Origin of the sequence: Tessaracoccus massiliensis (assembly GCF_000826065.2) — a bacterium.
Classification (GTDB): domain Bacteria; phylum Actinomycetota; class Actinomycetes; order Propionibacteriales; family Propionibacteriaceae; genus Arachnia; species Arachnia massiliensis_A.
The window spans coordinates 266053-289756 of sequence record NZ_LN623543.1; the positions used below are offsets into that span (position 1 = coordinate 266053).

Genomic DNA, 23704 nt, shown 5'->3' on the forward strand with positions numbered 1-23704 from the left:
TACCGTGCTGCGCAATCTTGATTTCACCGGGGTCGATGGCCCCTACCGTTCGCTGTTGCCCCGTGGAACCTTCGACGTGGATGCGGCTCTCGACGTGGTGCGCCCCATCGTCGACGCCGTCGCCATCCGGGGTGAGGAAGCGCTACGCGAGCTCTCGGAGCGGTTCGACGGGGTCACGCCCGAGTCGTTCAGGGTGCCGGCCGAAGCACTCGCCCAGGCGGCGGCCGAGCTCGATCCGGTCCTCGCCGACGCCTTCACAGAGTCGATCCGTCGCCGCAGACAGGTGGCTGAGAGCCTCGAACTCGACCCCGCACCGTCGCCGGCCATCCTCGCCAACGGTGCCCGCGTGGGGCTGCGCAACATCCCCGTCGACCGCGTCGGCCTCTACGTGCCTGGAGGCCTGGCGCCGCTGGCGTCGTCGGTGATCATGAACGTCGTGCCCGCCCAGGTGGCCGGCGTGGCCTCGATCGCGGTGGCCTCGCCCCCGCAGAAGGAGTTCGGCGGCCTGCCGCACCCCAACATCCTCGCGCTGTGCCACATCCTCGGCGTGGACGAGGTCTATGCGGTAGGTGGGGCCCAGGCCATCGCGATGTTCGCCCACGGCGTGGAGGGGCTGTGCGAGCCGGTCTCGCTGGTGACCGGTCCCGGCAACATCTACGTCGTGGCAGCCAAGCGCCTACTGCGCGGCATCGTCGGCATCGACTCCGAGGCCGGCCCCACGGAGATCGCGATCGTGGCCGACGACACCGCGAAACCCGCCTACGTCGCCGCGGACCTCATCTCGCAGGCTGAGCACGACCCGCTGGCCGCCTCGGTGCTGATCACGCCCTCGGCTGCGCTCGCCGAGGCCGTCCAGGCCGAGCTTGCCCAGCAGGTCGACGGGCAGGCCCATGAGGACCGGATCCGCACCGCGTTGACCGGCGAGCAGTCGGCCATCGTGCTGGTGCGCGACCTGGATCAGGCCGTGGCTGTGGCGGACGCCTACGCCGCCGAGCACCTCGAGATCCAGACCGCTGACGCCGAGGCCGTGGCGGCCCGCATCCGCAACGCCGGCGCCATCTTCGTCGGCGACTACGCCCCCGTCTCGCTCGGCGACTACTCGGCCGGCTCCACCCACGTGCTACCCACCGCCGGCTGCGCCTGCCACTCATCGGGCCTCACCGTACGTTCTTTCATGCGCACCGTGCACGTGATCGGCTACACCGAGCCGGCCCTCCTGGCGATCGCCGACGGCGTCGAGGCCTTCGCCCACGCGGAGAACCTCCCGGGGCACGCCGCCGCCATCAGCGTGCGGAGGCCACGATGATCTCCCTGGGCGACCTCCCGCTCCGCGCGGACCTTGTGGGGGAGGAGCCCTACGGGGCGCCGCAGCTCGACGTCCCGGTGGTGCTCAACGTCAATGAGAACCCCTACCCGCCGTCTCCCGCCGTGCGGCAGGAGATGGCCGCGGCCGTCGTGGCGGCAGCCGGCACCTTGAACCGCTACCCGGACCGCGAGGCCCGCGCCCTGCGGCAGGACCTCGCGGAGTACCTCGGCCACGGGCTCACCGCGGACCGGATCTGGGCGGCCAACGGCTCCAACGAGATCATGAGCCATCTGCTGACGGCCTTCGGCGGCCCGGGCAGGAAAGTGCTCACCTTCACGCCCACCTACTCGATGTACCCCGAGTACGCGCGCAACACCTGCACGCAGTACGTCACCGTTGAGCGCCGCGCGGATTACACGCTCGACGCGGGGCTCGTGCTCGACGCGATCGCTGAGCACCGGCCCACCGTCGTGCTCATCACCACGCCCAACAACCCCACCGGCACCACCGTGCCCCTCGAGGTCTTCGACGAGGTCTGTGCCGCCACGGACGCGATTGTGGTGGCCGACGAGGCGTACCAGGAGTTCTCCAGCGGGCCCAGCGCCCTGGAACTGCTCGACAGGCACCCACGCCTCGTGGTCTCCCGCACCCTGAGCAAGGCGTTCGCGCTGGCCGGCGGTCGCGTCGGCTACCTCGCGGCCGCCCCCGCGATCGTCGACGCGTGCCGGATCGTACGCCTGCCCTACCACCTCAGCGCGCAGACGCAGGCCGTGGCACGGGTCGCGCTGGCCCACGCCGATGAGATGCTCGCCCGCGTGCGGGAACTTGCCGCCGAGGCGCGCTCGTTCGAGGAGTGGGCACGGTCCCACGGGTACGGCGTCATCGAATCTGAAGCCAACTTCTCGCTGATCGGGCGCTTCCCCGATCGTCACCAGGTCTGGCAGCGGCTGCTGGACAGGGGCATTCTTGTGAGGGAGACCGGTCCCGCCGGTTTCCTGCGCGTCTCCGCCGGCACGCCGGAGGAGATGGCCACGCTCAAGGACGCCCTGACAGACCTCAACCCCGAAAGGCTCCCATGACCCGCACCGCCACTGTTGAGCGCACCACGAGCGAATCGAGCATCACGGTCTCCATCGATCTGGACGGCACCGGCACCTCGCAGATCTCCACGGGCATCGGCTTCTACGACCACATGCTCACCGCACTGTCCAAGCACTCCCTGATCGACCTGAGCGTCAAGGCGGAGGGGGACCTGCACATCGACGGTCACCACACCATCGAGGACGTGGCGATCTGTCTCGGCCAGGCGCTGAAGGAGGCGCTGGGCGACAAGTCGGGTATCCGCCGCTACGGCCACGCCGTCGTCCCGCTCGACGAGGCTGTGGCAGAGGTCGTGGTCGACGTCGCAGGCCGGCCCTATGTCACCTGCCAGGGGGAGCCCGAAGGCCAGATCTACGCCCTCATCGGCGGCTCGGGCGTGCCCTACGCCGGCTCCATGACCTACCACGTCTTCGAGGCGCTCGCCCTGAACGCGGGCCTGTGCCTGCATCTGACGCTGCGCTCCGGCCGGGACCCGCACCACATCGTCGAGGCGGAGTTCAAGGCCCTGGCCCGCGCGCTGCGCGACGCCGTCGAGATCGACCCGCGTCAGCAGGGCATCCCCAGCACGAAGGGCGCGCTCTGATCCGGCGGGTGGGGCTGCTCGACTACGGCTCCGGCAATCTGCACTCTGCGGCCCGCGCGTTCCAGAACGCGGGGGCTGATGTGATCGTCTCGGCGGACCACGGGGACCTGCTCACATGCGACGGGCTGCTCGTGCCCGGCGTGGGGGCCTTCGCTGCGTGCATGGCGGGGCTGCGAGCGGTAGGCGGCGTGGACCTGATCCGGGGCTGGGCGGAGGCGGAGCGCCCGCTGCTGGGCATCTGCGTGGGCCACCAGATCCTCTTCGACGCGGGCCACGAACACGGCGACGGCAGCACGGGGGTGGGGCTGTTCGACGGGGAGGTCACCGCGCTCGCCGCCCGCCGTCTGCCGCACATGGGCTGGAACACCGTCTCGGCACCGGAGGGCTCCCGCCTGTTGGCCGGGCTGGCGGGAGAGAGGTTCTACTTCGTGCACAGCTACGCCGCCGCCACCGGCCCGGCTGATGCGCTGATCGCCAGGGCCAGGCACGAGGATGCTGAGTTCGTCGCGGCCATCGAGAGCGGCTCGGTCTCCTCGACGCAGTTCCATCCGGAGAAGTCCGGCCGCGCCGGTGCCCGGCTGATCGCCAACTGGCTCGCCACCGGTTAGCCCGTCGGCCTGAAGCAGGGTGGGCGTCCATCGGGGCTGCGCGCGGTATCGCCCCTGCTCCCCGACGGGGTAGGGTTGTGCGTCGTGGAGAAGCTTCAACTGTTGCCAGCCGTCGACGTGCACAACGGCCAGGCCGTTCAACTGGTGCAGGGCATCGCCGGCACCCAGAAGGAATTCGGCGATCCGCTGCAGGCCGCACTCAGGTGGCAGGACGGTGGCTCCGAGTGGCTCCACCTGGTCGATCTTGACGCGGCGTTCGGGCGCGGGAACAACGGCGAGGTCCTCAGGGAGATCGTGAGCCAACTGGACCTCCAGGTGGAGATGTCCGGCGGCATCCGCGACGACGAGTCCCTGGAGCGGGCGTTGGCCACCGGCTGCCGCCGCGTCAACATCGGCACCGCCGCGCTGGAGAATCCCGAATGGTGCGAGCGGGTCCTCGCCGAGCACGGGGACAGGATCGCGATCGGCATCGACGTGCGCGGCGAGAACCTCGCCGCCCGTGGCTGGACCACGGAGGGTGGGCCGTGGCACGAGGTCGTCGACAGGCTCGCCGCCGCCGGCTGCGAGCGCTTCGTCGTCACCGACGTCAACTCCGACGGCATGCTGACCGGCCCCAATGTCGACCTCCTCCTCGAGGTCGCCGAACGGAGCGGGAAGAAGGTCATCGCCTCGGGCGGGATCGCCACGCTCGACGACCTGCGGGCGCTCCGCCATCACGTCGACCGCGGCGTCGAGGGGGCCATCGTGGGCACCGCGCTGTACGTGGGCCGGTTCACCATCGAAGAGGCCCTCGCCGTGGCGGAGGGTGCCATCGATGGTTAAGGCTCCCGCCAGCACGTTCGGCCCGGTGGATCCCACCAGGGTGCACGTGCCGCCCCTGCTGACCGGCCGGATCAAGGACCTGCTCGCCGGCAGGAAGATCGCCATGACGGGCGTGACCGGCTTCATCGGCGAGCAGTTGCTGTGGAAGGTGCTGGCCGAGTGCCCCGACACCACCACCGCGGTGCTCGTCCGCCGCAAGGGCTCCATCACGGCCGAGGAGCGGGTGGCCTCCCTCCTGAAGAAGAAGATCTTCACCGACATCGTCAAGGACGCCGGTGGCGTCGAGGCGCTGATGGACGCGCGCGTCCAGGTGATCGAGGGCGATCTGCCCAGGGTGCCGGATCTCCCGCGCGACATCGACGTGCTGGTCCACTGCGCCGGCGACGTCTCGTTCGACCCGCCCATCGACCAGGCGTTCATGACCAACGTGGTGGGCACCAAGGCGCTGCTGACGAAGCTGCGCGAATCCTGCTCGGACGAGGACGGCAACCTGGTGCGCGTGCCGCACTACGTGCACGTCTCGACGGCCTACACGGCCGGCCGTCGCCGCGGGGCCATTGCCGAGGCCGCCCACGTGCACAACATCGACTACGAGGCCGAGACCGCCGCTGCGTTGGCGATGGCCGAACACATCGAGGCCCGCTCGCGCAGCGCGGAGCAGCTAACGGTGCTGCGGAAGCAGGCCGAGGCGCTGCACCGCCAGGCCGGCTACCTCACCACCTCAGAGGACACCGAGCGCAGGCGCCAGGAATGGGTCAAGCAGGAACTGGTCTCCGCAGGCACCGAACGGGCCCGCTCGCTGGGCTGGACGGACGTCTACACCTTCGCCAAGGCGATGGGCGAGCGTGTCGTGGCGGACATGACCCACGACATGCAGGCCTCGATCTTCCGGCCCGCCATCGTCGAGTCATCGCTGAAGTACCCGCATCCGGGCTGGATCGAGGGCTTCAAAATGGCCGATCCGATCATCCTGGCCTACGGCCGCGGCCAGCTACCGGAGTTCCCCGCCTCACCCGATGCGGTCATCGACATCATCCCGTGCGACTTCATCGTCAACGGCATCATTGCCGTGTGTGCGACCCAGCCGACGGTGGGGGAGCCGGAGTACTACCACGGCTCCTCGGGCGCCCGGAACCCGCTGACGTTCCGCGGCATCTACGAGCATGTCCGCAGCTACTTCAGCAAGCATCCCTACACCTCGGGGCAGGGCTCCACGCCCCTGGCCACCTGGAAGTTCCCGGGCGCAGAGCCCATCGAGAAAATGATGTGGGTGGCCGACAAAGGCCTCAAAGTGGGCAACAAGCTGCTCAGCTACGCGCCGCGCGGCAAGAAGACCCGCGCCATCGCGACGAGCTTCGACAAGACCGCCAAGACGCTCAGCTTCCTGGGCAAGTACCTCACGCTCTACGGCGAATACCTCCAGTCCGAGCTGCACTTCGTCGACGACAGCACACTGGCGCTGCACAACTCGCTGCACGAGGATGACAAGGAGAACTTCGGCTTCGACTCGGCCTCGTTCGACTGGTACCACTACATGGAGGAGGTGCACATCCCGGCCATCACGGATCCGGTGCGCCGCCTCGAGGCCGCGCGTAAGCGCCGCAAGGCCCGCGCAGCCACCTTCAAGGAGCTCAAGCCGGCCGAACCCGGCACGGTGCTGGCCGCCTTCGACCTCGACGGCACGGTGATGGCCACCAACGTCGTGGAGACGTACCTGTGGGCCCGCCTGCCGGAACTCAGCCCCGTCCGGCGGCTCGGCGAGGTGGCCAGCCTCGCCATGCAGTTGCCGCTGTATCTGGGCGCCGAGCGTCGTGACCGCGGCGTCTTCCTCCGCTCCATCTACCGGCGCTACGCCGGAGCAGATCTCGCGGCGCTCGAGGCATACGTCGACGAGAAGCTGGCCCCGCTCATCCTCGACCGGATGTCGCCGGACGCGATCCGTCGCATCCGGGAGCACCGGGACGCGGGCCACACCACCATCCTGATGACCGGCGCCGTGCGGCCGCTCACCCGCCCGTTCGAGGGCCTCTTCGACACCATCGTCGCGGCCGAATTGGCCACCGACGATTCGGGGCGTTGCACCGGCTTCCTCAGCGGGCCGCCCATGGTCGGCGAGTCGCGCTCGGCCTGGCTCAACCACTACGCCAAGCTGCACGACGTCGACCTGGCGGCCAGCTACGGCTACGCCGACAGCCACGTGGATCTCCCCATGCTCAGCACGGTGGGCAACCCCGTGGCCGTCAGCCCCGACATCGGGTTGATGCGCGCCGCCAAATCCAAGGGCTGGTCGATCGTCGAGTGGCCGGAGATGTCGCCCCTGCCGCGTTGGAAGATGTCGTGAACGGAAAGGAAAACTGATGGCTCGTCCCGGTTTCGTACTCGAGGTCGACGACAGGACCCCACCGCTCATGACCCCCTCGGGGGCTGACCTGCGGTTGGAGCGTCTCGGCGTCGGCACCAAGGTGGTCTATCCCGCAGATGCCGTCGCCTCCAGCGACCCCGCCGGGCTGATCGACTCGGCGCTGAGCGCGCCGGTCAACGCCGAACCCCTCGCCAGCCTCCTGAACCGTGACACCAAGCTCACGTTGGTGATCGCGGACCGCGAACTGCCGCTGCCCCGCCCGGAATTCGACCCCCGCCGCACCCTGGTCGAGCGTGTGCTCGAGACCGCGGCGCGCCTCGGGGTCGACGACGTCGAACTCGTCATCGCCAACGGTCTGCGGCAGCGCTGGACGCCCGCGCAGGTCACCGCCATCCTGGGGGACCGCGTGGCCACCAGCTTCCTCCCGGACGGGCTCATCACCAGCCACGACGTCACCAGCGACGACCTGGTCACCGTCGGCGAGATCGACGGCGCTCCCGTGCGGCTCAACCGTCGGGTGGCCGAGTCTGATCTGGTGGTGATCATCGGGCTCGCCACCGGCCTGCAGGCGCACTGCGCCATCACCGAGGGCCTCACGGACCTGGCCACGATCAACCGGCTCTTCGGCGCCGACGGCTCCGATGCGGCGCGCGACTCGGTCATGGCACTGGTCGCGCAGAAGGTGCGTGGCTTCGCCCTGACCGCTGTGCTGGGCCAGCCACTCCTGAACCGCAACATGCGCTTCATCTCCAAGCGCGAATGGGAATGGAACCTGGCAGACAAGCTCGCCTACACGGCAGCTCGCCAGGTGATGGCCGCCATGCCCCGCAACGGTGCGTCGTTCCTGCACAACAGGATGACCGCCGATTACGCGATCATTGACGTCGTGGCCGGCCAGCCGGCCGCGGTCCGGAGCGAGGCCGCGATGGTGTGGCAGGCCGGCAACTCCGTCGAGGTCCAGGGTTCGGCTGACGTGCTCGTGACCCCGGTGTGGGGTGCCGCCATCGAGGAGGACCCGTCCGGCTCACCGCTCGATGCAGCCCACCACGCCTTGGTGCGGTGCGCGGGTGCGCACGCGGGCACGCCGTACGCGCGTGACGGCGGGGTGCTGATCGGGTTCCATCCGCTCCCCAACAAGTTCTCCAACCGCCGCCAGTCCGCCGCGGCAGATTTCTTCGCCAAGGTGCTGCCCGTCAGCACTGATCCCTCGACGATCGCGGCGGAGATCGAGCCCAAGGCCCTGGCCGACGAGTGGTACCTGGATCTGTACCGCAAGCAGTTCGCCCACCACCCGCTGCGCGTCTACCACCAGTGGTACCGCACCGCGGAGGCTGCGGCACGCTTCAACGACGTGATCTGGGTGGGAGGGGACCGACGCAGCGCGGCGCTGATGGGGCACCGCGCCGCCAGCACGTACGCCGACGCCCTGGAGATCGCCTCCGGAACGGTGGGGGAGCAGCCCGCCATCACCTTCCTGCGTGGCCCCGGCCTGGCACTGGGCGACGTGCGATGAGCAGGGACCTCCCGTCCTGGGCACAGCCCAGACTCTCGAAGCCCAGGCCCAAACTGACCTGGCCCCGCGACGCGCTGCGCTTCCTCGCTGGCCTGCCGGCCCGCCCGCCCGCCGGAGCCCCGTCCGCCGAGCGTCACCACGCCGAGCGCGGGCCACGTACCCAGTTCCCGCAGGGGCACTTCACGCTCGCGCTGCTGTCACTTCGCTTCGACATCGAACTGGTGGGCCTCGACGCGCTGCACGGCCTGCGCCAGCCCTTCGTCTTCGCCGCGAACGAACAGGGGGTGCTGGACCATCAGATCCTGCGCATGGCGCTGCCGTCACGGATGCGACCGGCTCACATGGGCCTGTCGAAGGCCCTCGCCCGCGGCCGCAACGTGCTGGTCTTCACCGACGATCCGCCGCCCGGCAGGCTCGTCGGAGACTTCTCGCAGGTGCCCGCGGGGCTCGCCAACCAGCACGACGTGGCTGTGGTGCCCGTGGGGCTCGTCGGCACGTTCAAGCTCAAGGACATCCTGAAGCTCCCGCTGCGGACCAAGCCGAAGGTCTCGATCCGCTTCGGCGCACCCGTCTACGTCCGTGGCCGCAGCCTGACCGAGGCGACAGCGGAGCTGCAGGACCGCGTCGAACAGCTCGTGCACGAGGGTGAACTGTCCTGGTGGACCGTGGAGCAGCGACGCCAGGGCCACCGCGAGCCCGAGGCGGTTTCGCCGAAGCCCCGCTGGCACCGGCTGTGGGTGCAAAGTGCGCCCAAACCCGAGGATCGACAGCGCATCTGGCGATAGGGTGGAGCCATGGACGCCTACGTTGAACCGCACTTGACGTGGCGTTTCCTTGAGCCCGGGGATGCCGCGGAGGTTGAGGAGTTCCGCCAGCAGCTCGACGCTCTGGACAACTCCGTCCTGTCCGGCCTGGCCAGCGCGATCACGGATTCGGAGCTGTACATCGGCCAGGACATGGCCGTGGGAGGCTGGGACGCCTACCACTCGCTGTCGGCCTTCGGCGTAAGCTATCTGGCCGACACGGACCCGGTGCGCATCTACCTCATGGGGGGTGTGCACCCGGTGCACCGTCACCAGGCGATCGGCACGGCGCTGTTCCGCTGGCAGGTGGACAGGGCCATCGCCTGGCGCGACGAGCACCGGCCCGGACAGCAGTTGTGGCTGGGCTGCTACAGCGACATGAGCCGTCCCGGCACGCAGAAGGTGGCCAGCCACTTCGGCTTCACCACCGAACGGTTCTACTACGACCTGCAGCGCGACCTCACCGAACCGGTCCGGCTCCATCACGTCGACGGGCTCACCTTCGCGCCGTTGGACGTCTCCATGACCGACGAGGTGCGCGTTCTGCACAACCACTGCTTCGCCCTCATGGGCGGTCGCGACGTCACCGACGTCGACTGGAGGGGGCGGCTCGACGAGGAGTCCTTCCGCTACGCCTGGTCCGTCGTCGCGCTCGACGGCGACCGCGTCGTCGGCTACGCCATGAGTGGCCTGGACGAGGGCGGCGAGGGTGACGCGCCGGCCGGCTGGACGGAGCGGTTCGGGGTGCATCCCGAGTACCGGGGCCGCGGAGTGGCGCTGGGGATGCTGTCGCGGTGCCTGCAGGCGATGGCAGACTCCGGCTGCACGGAGGCCGGCATCGGCATCGACACCGCCGACGGCGCCGGCATCGAACGCTTCACGGGCGAGCTCGGCTACGACATCCGTGACGCCGTGGCCCTGCTGTCGCGCCTGGTCGACTGAGCCTGGCCGGCGTGCGCTGCGCGCCGGGCCGACCGCGTGCCTGTAAGCTTCCGGAAGCACAGATTCCAAACCCCGAGCAGAGAACAGGTGGGATACCTATGGCGGGTCATTCCAAGTGGGCCACGACCAAGCACAAGAAGGCCATCATCGATGCCAAGCGCGGCAAGCTCTTCGCCAAGCTGATCAAGGGCATCGAAGTGGCCGCCCGCATGGGCGGCGGTGACCCGGCAGGTAACCCCGCCCTCGAGCTCGCCATCCTGAAGGCCAAGAAGTCCTCGGTGCCCAACGACAACATCGACCGCGCGGTCAAGCGCGGCTCCGGGGCCGAATCCGGTGGGGCTGATTACGAGACGATCATGTACGAGGCGTACGGCTCGGCCGGCGTCGGCCTGCTGATCGAGTGCCTCACCGACAACCGCAACCGTTCCGCCTCCGAGGTGCGCGTCGCGGTCACCCGCAACGGCGGCACCATGGCCGACATCGGCTCCGTGCAGCGCGGCTTCACCCGCATGGGCGTGGTCACCGTCCCCAAGCAGCAGGCTGACCGTGAGGTCTCCGAGGACGAGATCCTCGAGGCGGCACTCGACGCCGGGCTCGAGGAGGTCTCCGACGAGGGCGAGACGTGGGCCGCCCGCTGCGACACGGCCGATCTCGACGAGGTGCGCAAGGCCATCGAGGCGGCGGGCATCGAGTTCGACTCCGCCGAGATCGAGTTCGTCGCCACCTTCGAGACCCCGGTCGACGACGTGGAGGTCGCCAAGCGCGTCTTCAAGATCATCGATGCGCTGGAGGACTCCGACGACGTGCAGAACGTCTACTCCAACCTGGACCTGACGCCCGAGGCCGCCGCCGCGCTCGAAGCCTCCGAGGAGTGACCCGGAGGGCATGCGCGTCATCGGCATCGACCCCGGCCTGACCCGCTGCGGCATCGGCATCGTCGACGGCACCGTCGGCAGGCCCCCGAAGCTGGTGGCTGTCGGGGTGGTCCGCACCCCGTCGGGGCTCGACGTCGCCAGGCGTCTCGTCGCCCTCCAGGACGGGCTCGCCGAGTGGTTCGACCAGTACCAGCCGGAGGCGGCCGCGATCGAGCGCGTGTTCGCCCAGCACAACCTCAACTCCGTGATGGACACGGCCCAGGCCGCCGGGGTCGCGGCGCTGACCGCGGCCCGGCGGGGCCTGCCGGTGGAGTTCCACACGCCGTCCGAGGTCAAGGCCGCCGTCACCGGCTCGGGGTCAGCAGCCAAGGCCCAGGTGGGCCTGATGGTCACGCGCATCCTCCGCCTGGCCGAGGCTCCGAAACCCGCCGACGCAGCAGATGCGTTGGCCATCGCCGTGACCCACGTGTGGCGTGGGGCCGGCACCAACCGTTACGCCGCGGCCGTCGCGGCAGCCAAGGGGAAGCGATGATCGCACAACTCACCGGCACCGTGCTCACCGCCGGCGCCACCGAATGCGTGCTCGATGTCCACGGGGTGGGCTACCTCGTGTTCATCACGCCCAGTACCGCCGCCGGGCTGCGCCCCGGCGAGGTCGCCACGCTGCACACCTCGATGGTGGTGCGCGAGGACTCCATGACGCTCTACGGCTTCCTCGAACCGGGGGAGCGCGAGGAGTTCCTGCTGGCGCAGAGCGCCTCCGGTGTGGGGCCGAAGGTGGCGCTGGCCATCGTGTCGGTCCTCACCCCGACGGACCTGCGTCGGGCGGTGCAGACCGAGGACGTCCGGCGCCTGACCACGGTGCCGGGCATCGGCCCGAAGGGCGCGCAGCGGCTCATCATCGAGCTCAAGGACAAGGTGGCGGCGCTGGGTCTGGACGAGCCCGCCGCTCCGGATGCCGCCACCGAGAAGCCGTCGGCCGACGAGCTGTGGCGCGTGCAGGTCAGCGACGGCCTGCAGTCCCTGGGCTGGTCCGCCCGCGACGCCGAGGCAGCCTGCGAGAACGTGGCCCATCTGGTGGAAGAGGACCCTGACATCCCCATCGGCAAGCGTCTGCGCGCAGCACTGAACTCCCTGGCGAAGCGATGACGGACCACGCCGAGACCGATCCCCACGCGCAGTTGGAGGAACGCGACTACGAGGCGGCCCTGCGCCCCAAGACGCTCGCAGAGTTCGACGGGCAGCCCCGGGTGCGTGAGCAGTTGGGTCTGGTGCTCGACGCGGCCCGGCACCGGGGGACCACCCCAGATCACGTGCTGCTCTCCGGCCCTCCCGGGCTGGGGAAGACCACCCTGGCCATGATCATCGCCGAGGAGATGGGCACAGGGCTGCGCATCTCGTCGGGGCCGGCCATCCAGCACGCGGGAGATCTGGCGGCCATCCTCTCCGGCCTGGATGAGGGGGAGGTGCTGTTCCTCGACGAGATCCACCGCCTGTCGCGGCCCGCCGAGGAGATGCTGTACCTGGCGATGGAGGATTTCCGCGTCGATGTGATCGTCGGTAAGGGGCCCGGTGCCACCGCGATCCCCATCGAGCTGCCTCCCTTCACCCTGGTGGGGGCCACCACACGCGCCGGCATGTTGCCGGGCCCGCTGCGGGACCGCTTCGGGTTCACGGGACAGCTGGACTTCTACGACCCCGCGGACCTGGCCGGCATCGTCACGATCTCCGCGGCCAAGCTCGGCGTCGACATCCACCCCGATGCCACCGATGAGATCGCGCGCCGCTCGCGGGGCACGCCGCGCATCGCCAACCGGCTCCTGCGGCGGGTCCGCGACTTCGCGCAGGTCAAGGGCCACCCGCAGGCGGACCGCGGCGTGGCCCGGGCGGCGTTGGAGCTCTACGAGGTCGACGAACGCGGCCTGGACCGCCTCGACCGCGGCGTGCTGACCGCGCTGTGCAACCTGTTCGACGGCGGCCCGGTGGGGCTTTCCACCCTTGCGCTCAGCGTGGGGGAGGAGATCGAAACCGTCTCCGAGGTCGCTGAGCCCTTCCTCATCAGGGAAGGGCTGTTGGTGCGCACGCCGCGCGGCCGAGTGGCCACCAGGGCCGGCTACGCACACCTGGGCTTGAGGCCTCCGGCCCAGAACCCCGCCCTGTTCGACTGAGCGTTTCGGCGCTCGCGTACGGTCGGTACGGAGATTCTGACGGCCTCCGCTATTCTGAGCGGTGGCCCACCTACCTTCGGAGAAAGCCTTATGGACTTCATCATCATGATCATCGCGATGTTCGCGCTGTTCTATTTCCTGATCATCCGTCCGCAGCGCAAGCGGATGCTGCAGCACCAGGAGATGCAGTCGCAGCTGGCGCCCGGCAGCCGCGTGCTGTTGACCTCCGGGATGTTCGGCACCGTCGTGCATGTCGGTGAGCGCCAACTCATCGTCGAGCTGGCGCCCGGCGCCGAGGTGACCGTCCTCAAGGGCAACGTCGCGCGCCAGGTCACCGCGGATGAGGAGGAGTTCGAGTTCGACGACGCTCCCGCCGATGCGCTGGCCACCGAGGCCGTGATCTCCGACGAGGAGCTGGAGCAGATGTACAGCTCCGATGACACCACCCCAGACCCGTACGCCGATGAAGCGAACCCCAACCGCACCGAGGATCCCAAGTAACCGTGGCAACCCAAGCTAAGAGGTCACGCCCAGGCGTCGTCCTCCTCGTATTCCTGCTGATTCTGGCAGGCCTCTTCACCATCATGGCGGCCACGAAGACGTGGACGCCCAAGCTGGGCCTGGATCTGCAAGGCGGCCAGACCATCACGCTGACCGCGACCAACAGCAACGTCAGCCTCGAATCCCTCGAGCTGGCGCGCGACATCATCCGCCAGCGCGTCGACGGCCTCGGCGTCGGTGAGGCGAGCGTCGCGGTCCAGGGCGACCGCAACATCGTCGTCTCCGCCCCCAACGTTTCCCGCGACGATTTGGTTGAGCTCGTCGGCGCCACCGCGCAGTTGGCCTTCCGGCGGATCCTCAACATCGGGGCTGGCACCGGCCCGGCCACGGACCCCTCGACGGTCGGTGAGGACGCGCTACCCGGCCTGCCGACCGCTCCGGCCGAACCCACCGAGGCCGGCGAGGACCCGCAGCCGCTCGACACCTCCGCGGCGATCAACTACCAACCCACGCAGGCAGATCTCGAATACTTCGAGGCCTTCCAGTGCGGCGACGAGACCCACGAAGACCCCACGCGCGCGCTGGCCGCCTGTGACGACACCGGCATCCAGAAGTACCTCCTGGGCCCCACCGTCATCCGCGGCCAGGAGCTGGACACGGCCTCCTTCGGCATCCCGCAGGGCGAGCTGCAGTACGCCGTGACCCTGGCCTTCAACTCCACCGGCACCGCCCAGATGTCGGAGCTGACCGGCACCCTCGTGGGCCAGCCGGAGCCCAACAACATGTTCGCCATCGTCCTCGACGGCATCGTGGAATCGGCTGCCACCGCGCAGGACCGCATCGTCAACGGTGAGGCCATCATCCGTGGCGGCTTCACCGCCGAGTCCGCGGCTGCGCTGTCCAACGTGCTGAAGTTCGGTGCGCTGCCGATCAGCTTCGAGCCCTCCCAGGTGGAGACCGTCTCGGCGACGCTGGGCGGCGAGCAGCTGCGCGTCGGCCTCATCGCGGGCCTGATCGGCCTGATCTTCGTGGCCCTGTACGCCTTCATCTACTACCGGGCGATGGGCATCGTCGTGGTGGCCTCCGTACTGGTGGCCGGCCTGGCCACCTACGCCCTGATGGTGCTGTTGGGTACCACGATGGGCGTGGCGCTTAACCTGCCCGGCATCGCCGGTGCCATCGTCGGCATCGTGATGACGGCAGACTCCTTCGTCATCTACTTCGAACGCATCAGAGACGAGATCAGAGAGGGCAAATCCCTCAAATCGGCGCTGCAGTCCGGTTGGGCGAAGGCGCGCAGCACCATCGTGATCTCCGATGCTGTGCAGCTTCTCTCGGCCGTGGTGCTGTTCATCCTGGCCGTCGGTAGCGTCAAGGGCTTCGCGTTCATGCTGGGCCTGACGACCATCCTCGACCTCATCGTGGTGTTCTTCTTCACCAAGCCCATGGTGGAACTGCTGGGCCGCACGAAGTTCTTCGGCCACGGCCACAAGTGGTCCGGTCTGAATGCCGAGCACATGGGGGTCTCCCGTGATTCCCTTCTCGGCCGCCGCTTCCGCCGCGCCTCCGCCGCACCGTCGACCACCCCGCAGGAGGCGTGATGTCTGAGCCCACCGCTAAGAAGCAGAGCTTCGCCAACCGCCTCTACACGGGGCAGTTGTCCTACGACTTCATCCGTCACCGCAAGTTGTGGTTCATCATCTCGGCCGCCATCATCGCGCTCAGCCTCCTCGTGGTGCTGATCCGTGGCCTCACGCTCGGCATCGAGTTCCGCGGCGGCACGGACTTCCAGGTTCCCATGGAGGTCACCGCCACCACAGTCGACGACGTACGAAGCCACACCGGCGAGTTCACTGTCGACGAGTTGGACCCGCAGGTCTTCTCCCTGGGCGAATCCCAGATCCGCATCCAGACGCGGTCCCTGGATCCTGGCGAGCTTGCCACCACGCGCGGTGAGATCGCCGAGATCGCCGGCGTCGCACCTGAGGACGTGACCTACAACGCCATCGGCGCCTCGTGGGGTAAGGAGATCTCCCGGCAGGGCATCATCGCGCTGGTGGTGTTCACCGTCCTGGTGATGCTGCTGATCGCGTTCTACTTCCGGGATTGGAAGATGTCGATCGCCGCCATCGTCGCGGTGTTCCACGACCTGATCGTCACCGTCGGCGTCTACGCGCTGGTGGGCTTCACCGTGACGCCGTCCACGGTGATCGGTGTGCTCACGATCCTCGGCTACTCGCTGTACGACACGGTGGTGGTCTTCGACAAGATCCGGGAGAACACCAAGAACATCGAGGACACCAACCACACCTACTCGGACATGGCGAACCTCGCCACCAACCAGGTGATTGTGCGGTCGCTGAACACCACGCTGATCGGTGTGCTCCCCGTCCTTGCCCTGTTCATCGCGGGTACCTTCCTGCAGAGCGGCCCGCTGGCGGACCTCGGTCTGGCCCTGCTGGTCGGCATGATCGCCGGTGCCTACTCGTCGCTGTTCATCGCCGCCCCGCTGCTGGCCTGGCTCCGCGAGCGCGAGCCCGCCATGGTGGAGCACCGTGAGCGCCTCGAGCGCCGCAAGGCGCGCTCCGAGGCCAAGGCGGCCCACCGCAGCCCAGTCGCAGGCAGCGATGCGGCCTACGCCACCGTCGACGCCCCCAGCGCAACTGTCGCCCCCGCCACGAGGATGCCGGGGGAGCGTCGCGAGCGACGCACCGGCGGCACCCGCGCCGAGCGTAAGAAGAGGAAGTGACGCCGCAGGAGTCGGCTGCCCGCCGCGCACTCGTCGGGGAGCTGATCGTAGACGTGCCCGACTTCCCGAAGCCGGGCGTGGTGTTCAAGGACATCACGCCGCTGCTGGCCTCGGCGAAGGGATTCCAGGCCGCCATCACCGAGCTGGTGACCACCGCGCCGAAGCACATCGACGTCGTGGTGGGGATGGAGGCGCGCGGGTTCATCTTCGCCGCCCCCGTCGCCCTCGCCTTGGGCGCCGGCTTCGTGCCGGTGCGCAAGCCGGGCAAGCTGCCCGGGGAGACCATCAGCCACTCGTTCGAGTTGGAGTACGGCTCGGAGACCCTCACCATGCATCGCGACGCCATCCGTCCCGGGGCGAGGGTGCTCGTCGTCGACGACGTGCTGGCCACCGGCGGGACGGTCGGTGCGACGGCTGAGTTGCTCAAGGAGATGGGCGCGGAACTGGTGCACGTCTCCGTGGTGATGGAGTTGAGCTTCCTCGGCGGGCGGGAACGCCTCGCGGAGCGGGGCATCGACAACTGCACCGCTCTGGTGACAGTCTGAGCCCATGGCGAAACTGCAGGCAGGCGGGCGCGGCGGCGTGCTGTCGCTGGTCAGCCTCCCACGCATCTCCACCTCGCCGTTCAAGGAGCTCGCCCGACGCGCGCTCCTTGCCCTCCTGCTGCTCCTGATCTCCACGCTGCTGGTGTGGATCGACGGGGACGCCTACGTTGACAACACCGCAGGCGACGGGATCAGCTTCGTCGACGCGCTGTACTACTCGACGGTCACGCTGACCACCACCGGCTATGGGGACATCACCCCGCTGGCCCCGCACGCGCGGCTCATCAACGCACTGGTCATCACCCCTGTCCGTGTCGCCTTCCTGGTGCTGCTGGTCGGCACCACCATCGAAGTGCTCACCAAGGAGGGCAGCCGCAGCATCCGCGACAGCCTCTGGAGGAAAAAGATGCGCAACCACATCGTCGTGATCGGATACGGCACCAAGGGTCGCAGCGCGGTCAACACCCTGCGCAGGCAGGGCGAGAAGGCCGAACAGATCGTGGTCATCGACGCCTCGGCCGCGGCCGTCAACGAGGCGAATCTCGACGGCCTGGCGGCGTTCCAGGGCGACGCCACACGCCGGCGGCTGCTGCGCCGCGCCGAGGTCGCCAAGGCACGGCAGGTGATCATCTCGTTGGACCGCGATGACGCCTCGATCCTCACCACGCTCAACGTGCGTCAGATCAACCCCACGGCGGGCGTGATCGTCTCGGTGCGGGAGCAGGACAACGTGGCGCTCGTGCGGCAATCCGGGGCGTCCTCGGTGGTCACCAGCGCGGAGACCGTCGGCCGCCTCCTGGGCCTCTCGGCGATCGGGCCGGACCTGGGCGCCATCATGCAGGACATGCTCACCGGCGCCGAGGGCCTGGAAGTCCACCAGCGCCTGGCCGAGGCCGACGAGGTGGGCAAGCCCCCGTCGTCGGTACTGGGGGAGCGGGTCATCGGCCTCATTCGCAACGGGACGCTGCGCCGCTTCTACGACCAGACAGCCACCCGCATCGAGACGGGCGACGAGTTGATCGTCGTGCGCCGGGCGCACCCGCCGGTGTCGAAGGAACTGCTGCGTACCGACGACGAGGACGACGACTGAGCCGAGACCCCCGGCGCCGGGTTGCCGCGCGGCACTAGACTCATCTGGTATGAGCGATGATCTGCACGGCGGAGCGGCCCGGCTGGTGACCGGGCCGGAACAGCCGCGCCTGAGGATGAGGCACCGGCTTGCGCGCCTGGGCGCGGTCCGCCCTAAGTCCGCCATCCTGGATCCGCTCAACCGCATCGTACGGTCCAACCATCCCCGCGCAGATCTGGCCGTGATCGAGCGCGCCTACCGCGTGGCCGAGCGTTACCACGAGGGCCAGTCCCGCAAGTCCGGGGACCCGTACATCACGCACCCCCTCGCCGTGGCCACGATCCTGGCCGAGCTCGGCATGACGGAACCGGTGCTGGTCGCAGCCCTGCTGCACGACACCGTCGAGGACACCGAGTACTCGCTCGAGGAGCTGAGGGCCGAGTTCGGCGACGAGGTCGCCCAGATGGTCGACGGCGTCACCAAGCTCGACAAGCTGACCTACGGCGAGACCGCCAAGGCCGAGACCATCCGCAAGATGATCATGGCCACCAGCGAAGAGGTGCGCGTCCTCGTCATCAAGCTGGCCGACCGCCTCCACAACATGCGCACCCTTGGCTACCTGCGGCCGGACAAGCGGGTGCGGATCGCCACCGAGACCCTCAACATCTTCGCGCCCCTGGCCCACCGCCTGGGCATGAACACCATCAAGTGGGAGCTCGAGGACCTCTCGTTCGCCACCATCGAGCCGAAGGTCTACGCCGAGATCGTCGAGATGGTTGCCCAGCAGGCCCCAGGCAGGGAACGCTACCTGCGCGAGCTCATCGCCCAGTTCCAGAAGCTGCTCGCCGAGGCGAAGATCAACGCCACCGTGTACGGCCGGCCGAAGCACTACTACTCGATCTACCAGAAGATGATGGTGCGCGGCCGCGACTTCAAGGACATCTACGACCTCATCGGGCTGCGCGTCCTCGTGAGCGACATCAAGGACTGCTACGCGGTGCTCGGCGTGGCGCACGCGGGGTGGAAGCCCATCCCCGGCCGCTTCAAGGACTACATCGCCGGGCCGAAGTTCAACATGTACCAGTCGCTGCACACCACGGTGCTGGGGGAGAACAACGAGCCCGTCGAGTTCCAGATCCGCACCCATGAGATGCACCGCCGGGCCGAGTACGGTGTCGCGGCCCACTGGAAGTACAAGGCGGACCTGCGCGACGGCGTCAGCCCCGAGGAGGCGGGCCTGCGGGCCATGCACCAGCTCGGAGTGATGAGCAAGGAGACCGAGGACCCCAGCGAGTTCCTCGATTCGGTGCTCTTCGAGATCAACGCCGACGAGATCTACGTGTTCACGCCCAAGGGCGAGGTCATCGCGTTGCCGGTGGGCGCCACCCCGGTGGACTTCGCGTTCGCCGTCCACACCGAGGTGGGCTACCGCACCATTGGCGCAAGAGTCAACGGCCGCCTCGTCGCGCTCAGCACGCAACTGCAGCAGGGTGACAAGGTGGAGGTCCTCACCTCGAAGGCGGAGGGGGCCGGCCCCAGCCGCGACTGGCTGGGCTTCGTGGTCAGCTCCCGCGCCCGCCAGAAGATCCGGCAGCACTTCTCCCGCGAACGCCGCGACGTGGCCATGGAGCAGGGCAAGGAGACCCTGGCGAAGGACCTTCGGCGCGCGGGCGTGCCGATGCAGCGGCTGCTGACGCTGGAGAACCTCACGGCGGTCGCCAACGCGTTGGGCTACAAGGACGTGCCCTCGCTGTACATCGCCATCGGCGAAGGTCAGCTCGGGCCGCAGGGCGTCGTCGAGAAGCTCGTGCAGCTGCACGGGGGCGAGGACGAGACCGTCGACACGGTCACCGAGGACGTGGTGGTCAAGCAGCACCGCCGTCCCATCACCGACGGGGCGCAGATCCTCGTCGATGGTGACGACTCCGTGACCGCCAAGTACGCCAAGTGCTGCTATCCGCTGCCCGGCGACGAGATCGTGGGCTTCGTCACCAAGAGCGAGGGCGTCTCCGTCCACCGCCGCGACTGCAGCAATGTGCCGTCACTGATGAGGGAGCCGGAGCGGATCGTGCCGGTCGCCTGGTCCGGGGGCCACGAGGCGGCGGCGTTCACTGTGACGATCCAGATCGAGGGCATCGACCGTGCCCGTCTGCTCTCGGACGTGTCCTCGGTGCTGTCCGAGCAGCACATCGACATCCTGTCGGTGAACATCAACACCAACAAGCAGCGTCAGTTCACCGGCAAGATCACCTTCGAATCGCCGGATCCCACGCACCTGCAGCATGTGATGAACCTGATCCGCCGCGTGCCCGGCGTCTACGACGTCTACCGCGTCTCCGGCTGACACCCACCTTCGGGAACAGACGGGGCCGCCGGGCGATTCGCCCGGCGGCCCCTTGTGGTCGGTGTCTGGAACTACTTGGTGAAATCGGCGAGCGTCTCGCGCGCCTGGTCCAGCCAGCTGGTGTAGGTCTCGATGGACTTCCGCGCGTCCTTGACCTTCTTGGCATCGCCCTTGGCCTCGGCCGCGGCGAGGTCCTGTTCCAGCTTGGCGATCTGGGCCTCGAACATCTGCACGGTGGTCTCGGCACGCTCGCGTGCCTCAGGATCCGTGCGGCGCCATTCCTCGGCCTCCAGCTCGGCGACGCGGTCGCCCAGCCGGCGGACCCGGGAGTCCAGATCGCGCATGGCGTTGCGCGGCACGTGGCCGATCTCGTTGTACTTCGTCAGGAACTCGCGGTGCGTGCTCTTGGCCGCCTCCACGTCCGTGACGCCTTCGAGGTCCTTCTCCACCTGCTCAACGAGCGCCCGCTTGGCTTCCAGGTTCTCGGCCTGCTCGCCGTCGACGGCGTTCTGCGCCTCGGTGCGGGCATTGAAGAACTGGTCCTGGATGGCGCGGAACCGCTGCCACAGCTTGTCGTCGTCGGCGCGGCGGGCGCTGCCCGCAGCCTTCCAACGCTGCATCAGGTCCCGGAACGCGGCCGAGGTCGCGCCCCAGTCGGTGGAATCCGCGAGCGGCTCGGCCTCCGCGATGATGGCTTCCTTCTCCGCCTTGGCCGCGTCGCGGCGGGTGTTCAACTCGGAGAAGTGGGCCTTGCGGCGGCGCGTGTACTGCGTGCGGGCGCTGGAGAAGCGGTGCCACAGTTCGTTGTCCGTGACGCGGTCGATGCGGGGGAGTGCCTTCCACTCGTCCAGCAGGGTGCGGAAGCGGTCCACGCCGCCGCGCCAGTCCTCGCCCGCAGCGAGCTGCTCGGCCTCCTGGACCATGGTCTCCTTCGCCTGCGCGGTGGCCGCGTTCTGCTCAGCGCGGGCGGCCTTGCGGGCCTCGATCTGCGCGGGCAGCAACTCGGTCAGCGCATCGAGGCGCGTGGTCAGGGCTTGGAGATCGCCCACGGCGTTGGCCTCGGCGACGTTGGTCTTCGCCGTCTCGATGGCGGTCTTGGCCTCCTCCGGCGACATGGCGGTTGCCTTGACGCGGGATTCGAGGAGACTCACCTCCGCGGCGAGGTTCTCGTAGCGGCGGACGTAGAACGCCATCGCCTCTTCTGGGGTGGAATCGGGGATCTGCCCGACACTTCGTTCTGTGTCACCCGTCTTGACGTAGACCGTGCCGTCTTCATCGACGCGGCCGAAATCAGCGGGCGCATGCGGTTCGCTCATGGCACCAATCTAGCGGGATAGGGTGGCCATGTGCTCATCCACCCCATTACTGTCTCGCCCTGGCAGGCAAATTGTTATCTGGTCACCGCCTCCGAAGACGTCGCGGAGTGCGTCATCATCGACCCGGGGATCACCGCCGCGGAGCCGGTGGAGGCCGCGATCCGCGAGCGTGGCCTCTAGCCGCAGGCCATCCTGGCCACCCACGGCCATCTTGATCATGTCGGTGACGCGCACCTCATCGCCGCCCGCTGGGGGTTGCCGGTCTATCTCGCGGAGGCGGACCAGCATCTCCTGATCCACCCTGCCGACGGGCTGGGCCCGCACGGCGCCGCCATGATGCAGCAGTTGACCGCCTCGGACACGCTGCCTCCCATCGAGGATGTCCGCGACTACGGGGATCCCTTCGAGGTGGCAGGCCTCGCCGTCGAGACCTTCGCCGCCCCGGGCCACACCAAGGGTTCCATGTTGTTGCAGGTCACCTCGCCGGAGATCACTGTGGTGTTCAGCGGCGACGTGCTGTTCGCGGGCACCATCGGCCGCACCGATCTGCCCGGCGGTAGCATGTCTGAGATGCGCGATTCGCTGCGGCGCATCGCGGAGCACTTCCCGGCCGATTCCCCGCTGCTGCCGGGGCACGGTCAGCCCACCAGCCTGGCCAGGGAGATCGCCACCAACCCGTATCTGCAGCCCGGAAACCTGTGAGGAACTGAGCCTTGTCCCGCCCCAAGCCGCTGAGCGGCTTCCCCGAGTTCCTGCCCGCCGGCCGCTTCGTGGAGGACCGCGTCCTCGACGTGGTCCGCTCCACATTCGAGCTGCACGGCTTCGCTCCCATCGAGACCCGCGCTGTCGAGCCCCTCGACCAGCTCGCGCGCAAGGGCGAGATCGACAAGGAGATCTACGTCGTGCGCCGCCTGCACGCCGAGGCGGGAGACGCCGACGAACTCGGCCTGCACTTCGACCTCACCGTGCCTTTCGCCCGCTACGTGCTGGAGAACGCCGGGCACCTGGCCTTCCCGTTCCGTCGCTACCAGATCCAGAAGGTCTGGCGCGGCGAACGTCCCCAGGAGGGGCGCTACCGCGAGTTCACGCAGGCCGACATCGACATCGTCGGGCAGGGCGCCCTCGCCTCGCACCACGACGTGGAGATCCCGCTGGTCGCCGTCGATGTGTTCGAGAAGCTCCACCGCGACCTCGGTTTGCCGCAGGTGAAGCTGCTGGTCAACAACCGCAAGGTGCTCGAGGGCTTCTACCGCGGGCTGGGCATCGCCAATCCCGCGGCCGTGATGCAGCGGGTGGACAAGTACGACAAGATCGGCCCCTACGCCGTCAGACAACTGCTCACCTACGAGCTCGGGCTGAGCCAGGCGCAGGCCGGCGCCTGCGTAGCCCTGGCTGGCATCTCCGCCGCGGATGAATCCTTCGTCGACGATGTGCGCGCTCTCGGCGTGACCGACGATCTGCTCGACACAGGGCTGGACGAACTGGCAGGGCTGATCCGCGTCGCCCGCAGGTCGGCTCCAGACAGGGTGGTCACTGATCTGAAGATCGCCCGCGGTCTGGACTACTACACCGGCACCGTCTACGAGACCCTGCTGGTGGGCTCCGAGAAGCTCGGCTCGGTCGCCAGCGGTGGCCGCTACGACTCACTGGCCAGCGACGGGAAGACCACCTTCCCCGGGGTCGGCTACTCGTTCGGCATCACCCGCATCCTCGCCCCGCTGATCGGCAAGAAGAAGATCGGGGCCAGCCGCTCGGTGCCCAGCGCGGTGCTCGTGGCCGTGGACAACGAGGATTCCCGTGAGCAGGCGATCGCCGTGGCCGGGCAGTTGCGTGCGCGCGGCATCCCCGTCGAGGTGGCACCGAAGGCGGACAAGTTCGGCAAGCAGATCCGCTATGCCGAGCGTCGGGGCATCCCGTTCGTCTGGTTCGGCGCCGGCTACGACGACTCGGTCAAGGACATCCGCAGCGGAGACCAGGCAGCGGCCTCGCCCGAGACCTGGACCCCGCCCGCCGAAGACCTCCACGTCGCCGTCACGGCCGTTGGTTGAGCCTGCGAGCTCTGCGAGCAGTGTCGAAACCGCTGACGCATGTCGGACA

At 68.7% G+C, this 23704-nt stretch carries 23 protein-coding genes; 22 read left to right on the forward strand and 1 reads right to left on the reverse strand.

The window, feature by feature from the left end; translation table 11 throughout:
- Positions 1 to 4: 4 nt before the first annotated feature.
- The 19 genes from hisD to BN1186_RS11815 all read left to right on the forward strand — a co-directional run bounded on the left by hisD (position 5) and on the right by BN1186_RS11815 (position 20291).
- Positions 5 to 1306 carry a histidinol dehydrogenase gene (hisD, locus tag BN1186_RS11725; protein WP_040284251.1) on the forward strand — a complete coding sequence of 434 codons (1302 nt, stop codon included), beginning with the start codon at positions 5 to 7 and terminating at the stop codon, positions 1304 to 1306.
- Positions 1303 to 2385, forward strand: a complete 1083-nt coding sequence (locus tag BN1186_RS11730) for a histidinol-phosphate transaminase (RefSeq protein ID WP_040284252.1) — start codon at positions 1303 to 1305, stop codon at positions 2383 to 2385. The genes hisD and BN1186_RS11730 overlap by 4 nt, the downstream gene beginning before the upstream one ends.
- Positions 2382 to 2990, forward strand: coding sequence for an imidazoleglycerol-phosphate dehydratase HisB (gene hisB / locus BN1186_RS11735; protein WP_040284253.1), 609 nt, complete (start codon positions 2382 to 2384; stop codon positions 2988 to 2990). Before BN1186_RS11730 ends, hisB begins: the two co-directional genes overlap by 4 nt.
- Entirely contained in the window at positions 2990 to 3598 is a 609-nt protein-coding gene (gene hisH, locus BN1186_RS11740; RefSeq protein ID WP_180349094.1) for an imidazole glycerol phosphate synthase subunit HisH, read from the forward strand. Before hisB ends, hisH begins: the two co-directional genes overlap by 1 nt.
- Before the next feature lie 84 nt (positions 3599 to 3682).
- On the forward strand, positions 3683 to 4420 hold the full coding sequence (gene priA / locus BN1186_RS11745) for a bifunctional 1-(5-phosphoribosyl)-5-((5-phosphoribosylamino)methylideneamino)imidazole-4-carboxamide isomerase/phosphoribosylanthranilate isomerase PriA (protein ID WP_040284254.1): 738 nt from the start codon (positions 3683 to 3685) through the stop codon (positions 4418 to 4420).
- Positions 4413 to 6761 carry an HAD-IB family hydrolase gene (locus tag BN1186_RS11750; RefSeq protein ID WP_052460107.1) on the forward strand — a complete coding sequence of 783 codons (2349 nt, stop codon included), beginning with the start codon at positions 4413 to 4415 and terminating at the stop codon, positions 6759 to 6761. The genes priA and BN1186_RS11750 overlap by 8 nt, the downstream gene beginning before the upstream one ends.
- Before the next feature lie 16 nt (positions 6762 to 6777).
- Complete coding sequence (locus BN1186_RS11755; protein WP_040284255.1) at positions 6778 to 8295, forward strand: lactate racemase domain-containing protein; 1518 nt, start codon at positions 6778 to 6780, stop codon at positions 8293 to 8295.
- A complete protein-coding gene (locus BN1186_RS11760; RefSeq protein ID WP_040284256.1) occupies positions 8292 to 9080 on the forward strand; it encodes a lysophospholipid acyltransferase family protein in 789 nt (262 codons plus the stop codon). The genes BN1186_RS11755 and BN1186_RS11760 overlap by 4 nt, the downstream gene beginning before the upstream one ends.
- Positions 9081 to 9089: 9 nt before the next feature.
- On the forward strand, positions 9090 to 10040 hold the full coding sequence (locus tag BN1186_RS11765; protein WP_040284257.1) for a GNAT family N-acetyltransferase: 951 nt from the start codon (positions 9090 to 9092) through the stop codon (positions 10038 to 10040).
- Between the two features lie 98 nt (positions 10041 to 10138).
- Positions 10139 to 10915 carry a YebC/PmpR family DNA-binding transcriptional regulator gene (locus BN1186_RS11770; protein ID WP_040284258.1) on the forward strand — a complete coding sequence of 259 codons (777 nt, stop codon included), beginning with the start codon at positions 10139 to 10141 and terminating at the stop codon, positions 10913 to 10915.
- A 19-nt stretch (positions 10916 to 10934) separates the two neighbouring features.
- A complete protein-coding gene (gene ruvC / locus BN1186_RS11775; protein WP_218975495.1) occupies positions 10935 to 11447 on the forward strand; it encodes a crossover junction endodeoxyribonuclease RuvC in 513 nt (170 codons plus the stop codon).
- Positions 11444 to 12064 (forward strand): Holliday junction branch migration protein RuvA, encoded by a 621-nt coding sequence (gene ruvA / locus BN1186_RS11780; RefSeq protein ID WP_040284260.1) that lies wholly within the window; start codon positions 11444 to 11446, stop codon positions 12062 to 12064. The genes ruvC and ruvA overlap by 4 nt, the downstream gene beginning before the upstream one ends.
- A complete protein-coding gene (ruvB, locus tag BN1186_RS11785; RefSeq protein ID WP_040284261.1) occupies positions 12061 to 13083 on the forward strand; it encodes a Holliday junction branch migration DNA helicase RuvB in 1023 nt (340 codons plus the stop codon). The genes ruvA and ruvB overlap by 4 nt, the downstream gene beginning before the upstream one ends.
- Positions 13084 to 13173: 90 nt before the next feature.
- Positions 13174 to 13584 carry a preprotein translocase subunit YajC gene (yajC, locus tag BN1186_RS11790; protein ID WP_052460108.1) on the forward strand — a complete coding sequence of 137 codons (411 nt, stop codon included), beginning with the start codon at positions 13174 to 13176 and terminating at the stop codon, positions 13582 to 13584.
- 2 nt (positions 13585 to 13586) lie between these two features.
- Positions 13587 to 15185 carry a protein translocase subunit SecD gene (gene secD, locus BN1186_RS11795; RefSeq protein ID WP_180349074.1) on the forward strand — a complete coding sequence of 533 codons (1599 nt, stop codon included), beginning with the start codon at positions 13587 to 13589 and terminating at the stop codon, positions 15183 to 15185.
- Complete coding sequence (secF, locus tag BN1186_RS11800; protein WP_040284262.1) at positions 15185 to 16333, forward strand: protein translocase subunit SecF; 1149 nt, start codon at positions 15185 to 15187, stop codon at positions 16331 to 16333. Before secD ends, secF begins: the two co-directional genes overlap by 1 nt.
- Positions 16330 to 16878: an adenine phosphoribosyltransferase gene (locus BN1186_RS11805; protein WP_040284263.1), complete on the forward strand. Its 549-nt coding sequence runs from the start codon at positions 16330 to 16332 to the stop codon at positions 16876 to 16878. Before secF ends, BN1186_RS11805 begins: the two co-directional genes overlap by 4 nt.
- A gap of 4 nt (positions 16879 to 16882) precedes the next feature.
- Positions 16883 to 17968, forward strand: coding sequence for a potassium channel family protein (locus tag BN1186_RS11810; RefSeq protein WP_052460110.1), 1086 nt, complete (start codon positions 16883 to 16885; stop codon positions 17966 to 17968).
- A gap of 49 nt (positions 17969 to 18017) precedes the next feature.
- A complete protein-coding gene (locus BN1186_RS11815) occupies positions 18018 to 20291 on the forward strand; it encodes a RelA/SpoT family protein (RefSeq protein WP_040284264.1) in 2274 nt (757 codons plus the stop codon).
- 71 nt (positions 20292 to 20362) lie between these two features.
- Here the strand turns inward: BN1186_RS11815 and BN1186_RS11820 are convergent, their stop codons facing one another.
- The gene (locus BN1186_RS11820; protein WP_040284265.1) at positions 20363 to 21607 is read right to left on the reverse strand and encodes a DUF349 domain-containing protein; all 1245 of its coding nucleotides are present in this window, start codon (positions 21605 to 21607) and stop codon (positions 20363 to 20365) included.
- Between the two features lie 30 nt (positions 21608 to 21637).
- Here BN1186_RS11820 and BN1186_RS11825 point away from each other — a divergent pair, with 30 nt between their 5' ends.
- From BN1186_RS11825 to hisS, 3 genes are read left to right on the forward strand one after another with little or no spacing between them, the layout of a single operon-like run.
- On the forward strand, positions 21638 to 21787 hold the full coding sequence (locus tag BN1186_RS11825) for an MBL fold metallo-hydrolase (RefSeq protein ID WP_139651085.1): 150 nt from the start codon (positions 21638 to 21640) through the stop codon (positions 21785 to 21787).
- Between the two features lie 12 nt (positions 21788 to 21799).
- The gene (locus BN1186_RS11830; RefSeq protein WP_281278480.1) at positions 21800 to 22309 is read left to right on the forward strand and encodes an MBL fold metallo-hydrolase; all 510 of its coding nucleotides are present in this window, start codon (positions 21800 to 21802) and stop codon (positions 22307 to 22309) included.
- An 11-nt stretch (positions 22310 to 22320) separates the two neighbouring features.
- Positions 22321 to 23655, forward strand: coding sequence for a histidine--tRNA ligase (hisS, locus tag BN1186_RS11835; RefSeq protein WP_040284266.1), 1335 nt, complete (start codon positions 22321 to 22323; stop codon positions 23653 to 23655).
- Positions 23656 to 23704: the final 49 nt, after the last annotated feature.